Genomic DNA, 7,118 nt, shown 5'->3' on the forward strand with positions numbered 1-7,118 from the left:
GATAGTCTAGGTGAGGACGACCGCCACGACTGATGACTTTATCTTTACGACTGAATAACTCTGACAACAAAGGAAGAAAGATATTCCAATCCATAACGGCATCCAAACGTTCTAAGGGATTGCCTTTCTCTGATAGTTTTGACAAGATTTTTTCATCGTCTGTGAATAAATGCATGACAGATCTCCTCATTACTTTTTATTCCCCAATTATCTCATTTTGGGGAAATTTAGGAAGTTTTTAGAGGTCCCCTTATATATTGAATTCTTATAATAACCCCTTTATCCGCCCCATAATACGTAGAAAAACCTGCTCCCACAACAGAACTAATTAAACCAGCAACCGAAGCGTTAATTCCTGGAATAGCACCAATGACCAATCCCACTTCTCCTCCTCCAAGAGAAACCATCATTGTCCAAGTCACGTTATCAATGTAGTAATCATATAACAAATGACCGACCTGTACGGTCTTATTCTGCCCTTTCCTACCAAGTCTTTCAAAAGCAATAGATTCAACTCTCATATATTGCTCTTTCGTGATTTTTCCTTCTCTATAAACTTTTCTAGCAGCTTCCAAGAAATCATCAGATGTAAATGTGATCGATTGCAATTCAGCACCCACCTCACTATTAGCATATACTACATTAGCTCCAATTGCCATAGCTGGTACGAATGTTCCAAACAGAGACAAAACAAGTAAACAAGCAGAAATACTCTTCTTAAATTTCATAACGTCACCTTTTCTTTCGTATCTTAAAAATAAAACAAAGTATGACTTACTGATAGCTTGATTTAACAAAAAGCTCCTTTCTAACAAACTATCTCAACGTTTTTACATCCTTACTGTAACACATATATTTTTAAAAACAAGTCTATTTTTAAAAGTATATTTATGTTATAATAGAAGAGTTAGGTACTTCTAAACAGACCAACTCTTCTTGTACCCTAATTTTTGTTCCATTTGATAATCCCTTCCCACTCATTCTTTCCTTCTGGCACTCGCTTCATCCAAAGCGTACTCCACCTATCCCCCTTCCACCAAAGAAAGGATAAAACCATGCACTGTATCTTTTGTCACGACCTTGCCCTAGAAAATATCCTCTATCAGACGGAGCATTTCAAGCTGGTTTGGGACATTGACCCCATTCAGACAGGCCACCTACTGATCATCAGCAAGGAGCATTTCACCAGTCTTTCTGAACTGCCCCTACCAATCCTATATGAACTGGCAGAATTAGAACAAAAACTAACAAGACTCATGGAAGACACCCTACCAATTGACGGGGTAACCCTTGCACGCAATGATAAGGATCTAATGGACACAGGAACGCATTTCCACAGCCACCTCATTCCAAGACAAAAAGATGATGGCTTCTGGGAACAAGTCGCAGTTGCCAAGCGCGCCCTCCCCCTCGAAATTTTTCTCGAACAACTAAAGCACAGTTAAAACGAAGAGACTGAACCAAAAGTCAAACATCATATAAAAAAGCGAACAAGTTGTCTTTTCTGTAATTCAGAATGTATGCTTGTTCGCTTTTTAGTTCGTTATGCTAATTGATAGAATTTATTGATACAGAATTTCTTAAAGGAAAAGCTTTTTGTCCCTAGCTCTTTTCTTTATCAGGTAAGTTCGACAGCTTCATAGACCGTATCCGCAAGACTTGCTTGGTAGTCTTCCAAGGAATGGTGAACACTGGTCTCAACAGTTGCGACTTGTTGGTCTAAATCAATGGTCACCTCTGCGACACCTGACATAGACTTAAAATGCTCGGTGACGTGCTTAACACAATTTTGACACGATAGATTGTTGAGTTTAACGGTTTGCATGTTATCTTCTCCTTTCATGATGATGGCAGGTACATTGACCAGCCAAACAATGGCACTGTAAACGTTGAGGTGCAAATGGTAGCTGCTCCTCGATTTGATCCCGCAATTTCTCCAAATCCGAGCGTGAAAAACTTCCCATTTCCAATAGTTGTCCAAGTAATTCTCCGTTCTTGGTAGAACACATGGTATCCAGTAAAGTCTGAAGCTGTCGTTGGACATGCTCTTTTTCTTGCACTAAAGGATAGTAGTAATAGCGGCTCCCCTTCTTTTTCATTTCCAGATAAGCCTTTTTTCGCAAGCGCCCTAAGAGCGTTTTTATGGTTGTAGCCTGCCACTCAAAGCCCTCCTGCAAGCTGGCAATAATCTGGCTAGATGTACACCCCGGGTATGCCCAAATCACGCGCATCACCTGCCATTCAGCAGCTGATATTAGCTGTTCCATAGTAGTACCTCCTTCTTCTAAAGTTTACAATTGTAGTCATTTTTTGTCAACTATTCCTACTCATACTCACAAAAATCACATCAGCCTCACCTTGCTCTACATCAATACAGCTCGTAGCTAGCTTCCTAGTAAGATATAAGTGCCTAACCCCCCTCTGACAACATAGCCTTTGATATTCATGGTATATAGTCGTTTGGTTTACGTTTCTTACTCGCTCCAACAGTCTGGGGAGAGACTGGGGAGGCGGGAAATGAAGATCAAAAGCCGCAGGTAATACTGGAGTACAGCAAGACGAGGTAACGAAGTAATAGAAGTAAACTGAGTGACTATAAAAGGCTGGGACGTCCAGTCCCAACCCCTCTGATCTCTTATCAATGCGCCAACATTTCTTGACCGATTTCAAGCCCAGTCAAGCCGTCTGGATAATAGGTTGGCCAATTTTCTAGCTCCTCAAAGAGCTTCTCTTGGCTCTCACCTCCAAAGAAGATATGGAAGTGTCCTGTTTTTGTTGGAGCAATATTATGGTCACTAAACTGCACATATTTGAAACGACCTGCATTGGCGTCTGTTGCTTCAAACATAAAGCGCACCCCACGATTTCCTTTCTTGTAGGTCAGAGTGTGATAGCCAACATACTTGTAGCGATATTTTTCAGCCTGACCCTTGACAACGAACTCCATGCTATCATTAGTAATATTGATATGTTCGACATCCGTCTGATACCCTTTGTCATAGTAGGCCTTGTATTCGTCAGCCGTCATTTGACCGCTCAACTTGGCCTTGTAATCAAATACTTGATCCAAAGTTCCGTCTAGCAAGTAAGGATAGACCGACTGCCATTCTCCCGCATAATCGGATAATGTTCGATCTTTAACTGAACTATCTTCAAAATAACCTGCATAGACCGTCTTAGCTGTCTCAGCTCCCTCTTCTGGTAAAATCTCTGACCCAGCTTGGCTCGTTGTCTTTTCCAAAGCTTTTAGGTTCTCTTTCATCACTGAAATGTAATCTGCCCCGTCTTTTACAGCCTCATCCGTCAGACTTTCTAGCGGATTCAAAACAGCCAATTCCACACCTGTCTCTTTTGACAGGGTTTCCGCTACTGCCTTTGAAGCATTTTCTTCAAAGTAAATATACTTGATTCCATATTGTTTGATATACTTGGTTAAGGCTGCTAAGCGAGAAGGAGTTGGTTCCTGATCCGCAGATACTCCTGTAATAGATACCTGTTTCAAGCCATAATCCAAGGCTAAATAAGCAAATGCCGTATGTTGAGTTACAAAGTATTTTTGTTTTGCGGCAGATAAGGTCGTCTGATAGTCCGCATGCAAGGCTTCCAACTTCCCAAGATAAGTAGCAGCATTCTTTTCAAATACCTCTTTTTTCTCTGGATACTTGGCAATCAAGCTATCACGGATTGTCTTTACCAAGGAAATCGCACGCTCTGGCGAGAGCCAAACGTGAGGATCATAGTCATGATGGTGTCCGTCCTCATCATGTTCGTGATCCGCCTCTTCACCGCCCGGCAAGAGTAGCATCCCTTCTGTTGCCTTGATGACATTGACTTTCTTAGTATCAACAGATTTCAAAACATCTGTTACCCAAGTTTCCATATTTTCATTTTCATAGACAAAGACATCTGCCTCCTGAATCTCTGCAATATTCTTCGCCGAAGGCTCAAAATCATGAGGCTCTGTCCCTGCTTTCACCAGTAGCGAAACATCTGCTTCCTCTCCCACCACTTGCTTGGTAAATTCATAGACCGGATAAAAGGTCGTCACAACCTGAATATCCTTCTTTGTCGATGGCGTCTGCAAACCACAAGCCACCAACAAAAAGACACTAAGTCCTAATAGACATGCTAAAACTTTTTTCATACTTTCTCCTATTTCTTTAATTTATGGGTCAAATTGACCAGTAAGAACAGACCGATAAAAATCAAGGTAATACTTGCACTAGCAGGCGTCTCTGCATAATAAGACAGAAACAGTCCCGAAAGCATCCCGATAAAGCCAATCACCATGCCGGCAACGATCACCATTTTAAAACTTTTTCCTAAGCGAAGTGCAATCGAAGCAGGCAGCACCATAATCGTTGATACCAATAAAGCTCCTGCTGCTGGAATCATGAGCGCAATCGCCACGCCCGTCAGCACATTAAAGGCAATTGACATGGCACGGACAGGCAAACCGTCCACAAAAGCCGTATCCTCGTCAAAGGTCAAAATGTACATTGGACGCAGAAAGAGCATGGTTAAGAGCAAGACCACCGCTGCAAGCGCAAACAAGGCAATCACCTGCTCCTGACGAATCGTCACAATAGAACCGAATAAATACTGCTCTAAGCTCAAACTACTCTTACCACTCGAGCGACTCATAACAATCAAGGACACCGCTAACCCCATTGACATCAGAATAGCCGTTCCAATCTCCATAAAATTCCGATACAAGACCCGCAGATATTCCAAAAAGATTGCGGCAACAATGACGACTAACATCGTAGAAAGTGTCGGTGAAATCCCCAGAACAAGTCCAAACGCCACACCTGCTAAGGATACGTGACTAAGGGTATCACTCATTAGACTTTGCCGGCGCAAAATAAGGAAAATGCCCAATATCGGGGAAAACAAGCTCATAGCAATAATCGCAAGAAAAGCGCGCTGCATAAATTCGTAATGGAAAATCGAAAAATCAAGGACACTAAGCATGCGGCACCTCCTCATCCTTGTCATGAACATTGAAACAACGCCAAGGAGACGACTGATCGCGCACCAAATAAATATTTCGATCTGCATAGTCACGCAATTCATCCGCATCATGCGTAATCATCAAAATTGACTTGCCATGCCTTTTCGCACTATGGTGCATCAACTCATAAAAAGCAGACTTGGTCCCGCTATCCATCCCCGTAGTCGGCTCATCTAAGATAAAAATATCAGGATCCGAAGCAAACATTCGTGCAATCACTGCTCGTTGCTTCTGACCACCACTCAAAGAGCCCAAGCGCTTATCCTTATGCTCCCACATGCCAACTGATTCTAAACTTATCCGAATATGCTCCTCATCATGGCTTGTCAACCGACGAAACCAGCCCTGACGCGGATAGCGTCCAGACTTCACAAATTCATAGACCGTGCTGGGAAAACCAGCATTAAAACTCGCGATCTGCTGAGGCAAATAAGCCATTCTCAACTTTTTCCCACTGACACTGGTCTCTGAAATGGTCACTTTCCCTTTCTTGGGCTTTAAAATCCCCAACGTCGCCTTAATCAGGGTAGTCTTTGCTGCCCCATTTTCACCTGTTAAAGTCACGAACTCTCCGCTATCCAAATGGTAGTAAATGTGTTCCAAAACAGGTTCCTGATCATATACAAATGATAGATCTTCTACTGTAATATATCTCATACTTCCTTCCGAATCTTCTTTACTAAATCTGTCAAAAAACGACTAATGATGGCTTGCTCATCTTCTGAATAGTTGTCAATCAATTCCTCATAAGAAGCAAGCGTATGCGCATGGTGGTGGGTATGTTCATCAGCAATCGGCTTTGCTAAGTCGGTCAGACTGTACCGTACAATCCGAGCATCACGACTATCCCGAACCGCCACCAGTAAATCTTGGGCAATCAGAGCCTTAATCGCCTTTGTAATCGCAGCCTGACTCACATTTAATTGCTTTGCAATCTCCTTGTTCGTAAAAGCATTATGTTCAATTAACATCAAAATATGCTCCTGAGTGTTGGTCAAAGGCACCTCGCTCTGACAGTTCCCTACCAAAATCTCCAACTGATTCTCCGAACTCAATATAATCTCATGTAAACTGCGATCAATCTGATGAGCCAATTGTTTCATTTTCTACACCGCTCCTTAACCATTTAATTAACTTGTTAAGTTTATCATAAAAATAAAAAATGTCAAGTATTTTCATTTCATTTAATCGAAATATCAAAACTCCAACCAGATGTTCCAAAAAGAAAAGAGGCTGGGCTCAAGTCCCAACCTACTCCTCATCATTCTAATACAGCCCACTTCGCCTCTCCATTTTGTTACAACTGTATGGTTTTAAGTGGTTACAGATATAGCTGTTTTTCCTGCTTCCATAATCTAGGAATCGACTACGGAAAATGGGAGATAAAACAAGTGTACTCGTATCAAACGCCCTATATCTTTGTTTGAGTTTGATGTTTGCTAAGTATTATTCTCTCATTCTCCTAAAAATACCTGAAAGCGTTCCCTGTATCCCACTCATTTGCGAACCAATAGAATCTAATTTTGAATTCATATTCTTAGTCTCTAACAACTGAATGGTTTGGATAACAGACTGATATTGGAGATTGCCTTTTATACTCTCCAGTGACTGTTGCATGACTTGTTGACTATATTCAACATTATGACGATGTCTTTCTTCCGCTAATAGATTAGCTGCCTCCTTAAAATTATCTGCTCGATAATTTTCTAAATACGCATACAGCAAATACAAATCATCAATATTAAAATAATTTGAAGGAATAATACTCTTAGACTGCAAAAACTGTGGGTCTCGTAAAAGAGCTTGTCCTTTACTTCGATATTCATTTGATTTATCGTTTGTTGCTGCTGAATGATAAGCTCTGCTTACAATCATGGAGTAAATAATATTCACAACCCAAACGAGCGGAAAGAACATTAGACTTGTTCGGTAACCAAATGTGATATACTATTTGTATGGAAACAATGTATGAAAAAGCTCAAAAACTCAGTTCAGAGAACTTCAAACTTCTCATAGGTGTTCAAAAAGAGACCTTTCAAGAAATGCTTACCTGTCTCAATGTAGCTTACCAACGTCAACATCGTCAAGGAGGTCGTCCACGCAA

The 7,118-nt window shown here is 41.3% G+C and carries 9 protein-coding genes and 2 pseudogenes; 2 read left to right on the forward strand and 9 right to left on the reverse strand.

What is annotated here, in order from left to right:
• Both BU200_RS11025 and BU200_RS09680 read right to left on the reverse strand, forming a co-directional pair.
• Positions 1 to 175, reverse strand: a pseudogene (locus tag BU200_RS11025) (IS5/IS1182 family transposase); the annotation flags it as partial.
• A 52-nt stretch (positions 176 to 227) separates the two neighbouring features.
• On the reverse strand, positions 228 to 728 hold the full coding sequence (locus tag BU200_RS09680; protein ID WP_142237046.1) for a hypothetical protein: 501 nt from the start codon (positions 726 to 728) through the stop codon (positions 228 to 230).
• A 327-nt stretch (positions 729 to 1,055) separates the two neighbouring features.
• Here BU200_RS09680 and BU200_RS09685 point away from each other — a divergent pair, with 327 nt between their 5' ends.
• Positions 1,056 to 1,445, forward strand: a complete 390-nt coding sequence (locus tag BU200_RS09685) for an HIT family protein (protein WP_075099947.1) — start codon at positions 1,056 to 1,058, stop codon at positions 1,443 to 1,445.
• A 173-nt stretch (positions 1,446 to 1,618) separates the two neighbouring features.
• On the opposite strand, the gene BU200_RS09690 is transcribed toward BU200_RS09685, so the two are convergent.
• The 7 genes from BU200_RS09690 to BU200_RS09720 form a co-directional block, all read right to left on the reverse strand.
• A complete protein-coding gene (locus BU200_RS09690) occupies positions 1,619 to 1,825 on the reverse strand; it encodes a heavy-metal-associated domain-containing protein (RefSeq protein ID WP_075099948.1) in 207 nt (68 codons plus the stop codon).
• Between the two features lies 1 nt (position 1,826).
• A complete protein-coding gene (locus BU200_RS09695; RefSeq protein WP_075099949.1) occupies positions 1,827 to 2,267 on the reverse strand; it encodes a CopY/TcrY family copper transport repressor in 441 nt (146 codons plus the stop codon).
• A 371-nt stretch (positions 2,268 to 2,638) separates the two neighbouring features.
• Positions 2,639 to 4,144, reverse strand: a complete 1,506-nt coding sequence (locus BU200_RS09700; protein ID WP_075099950.1) for a metal ABC transporter solute-binding protein, Zn/Mn family — start codon at positions 4,142 to 4,144, stop codon at positions 2,639 to 2,641.
• An 8-nt stretch (positions 4,145 to 4,152) separates the two neighbouring features.
• Positions 4,153 to 4,974 carry a metal ABC transporter permease gene (locus BU200_RS09705; protein ID WP_075099951.1) on the reverse strand — a complete coding sequence of 274 codons (822 nt, stop codon included), beginning with the start codon at positions 4,972 to 4,974 and terminating at the stop codon, positions 4,153 to 4,155.
• Positions 4,967 to 5,671 (reverse strand): metal ABC transporter ATP-binding protein, encoded by a 705-nt coding sequence (locus BU200_RS09710; protein WP_075099952.1) that lies wholly within the window; start codon positions 5,669 to 5,671, stop codon positions 4,967 to 4,969. The genes BU200_RS09705 and BU200_RS09710 overlap by 8 nt, the downstream gene beginning before the upstream one ends.
• Entirely contained in the window at positions 5,668 to 6,117 is a 450-nt protein-coding gene (locus tag BU200_RS09715; protein WP_075099953.1) for a zinc-dependent MarR family transcriptional regulator, read from the reverse strand. The genes BU200_RS09710 and BU200_RS09715 overlap by 4 nt, the downstream gene beginning before the upstream one ends.
• A 343-nt stretch (positions 6,118 to 6,460) precedes the next feature.
• Entirely contained in the window at positions 6,461 to 6,889 is a 429-nt protein-coding gene (locus BU200_RS09720) for a hypothetical protein (RefSeq protein WP_142237047.1), read from the reverse strand.
• Between the two features lie 80 nt (positions 6,890 to 6,969).
• On the opposite strand from BU200_RS09720, the pseudogene BU200_RS11320 reads away from it, so the two are divergent.
• A pseudogene (locus tag BU200_RS11320) lies at positions 6,970 to 7,118 on the forward strand (IS5/IS1182 family transposase); the annotation flags it as partial.

Origin of the sequence: Streptococcus acidominimus (assembly GCF_001921825.1) — a bacterium.
GTDB lineage: Bacteria > Bacillota > Bacilli > Lactobacillales > Streptococcaceae > Streptococcus > Streptococcus acidominimus.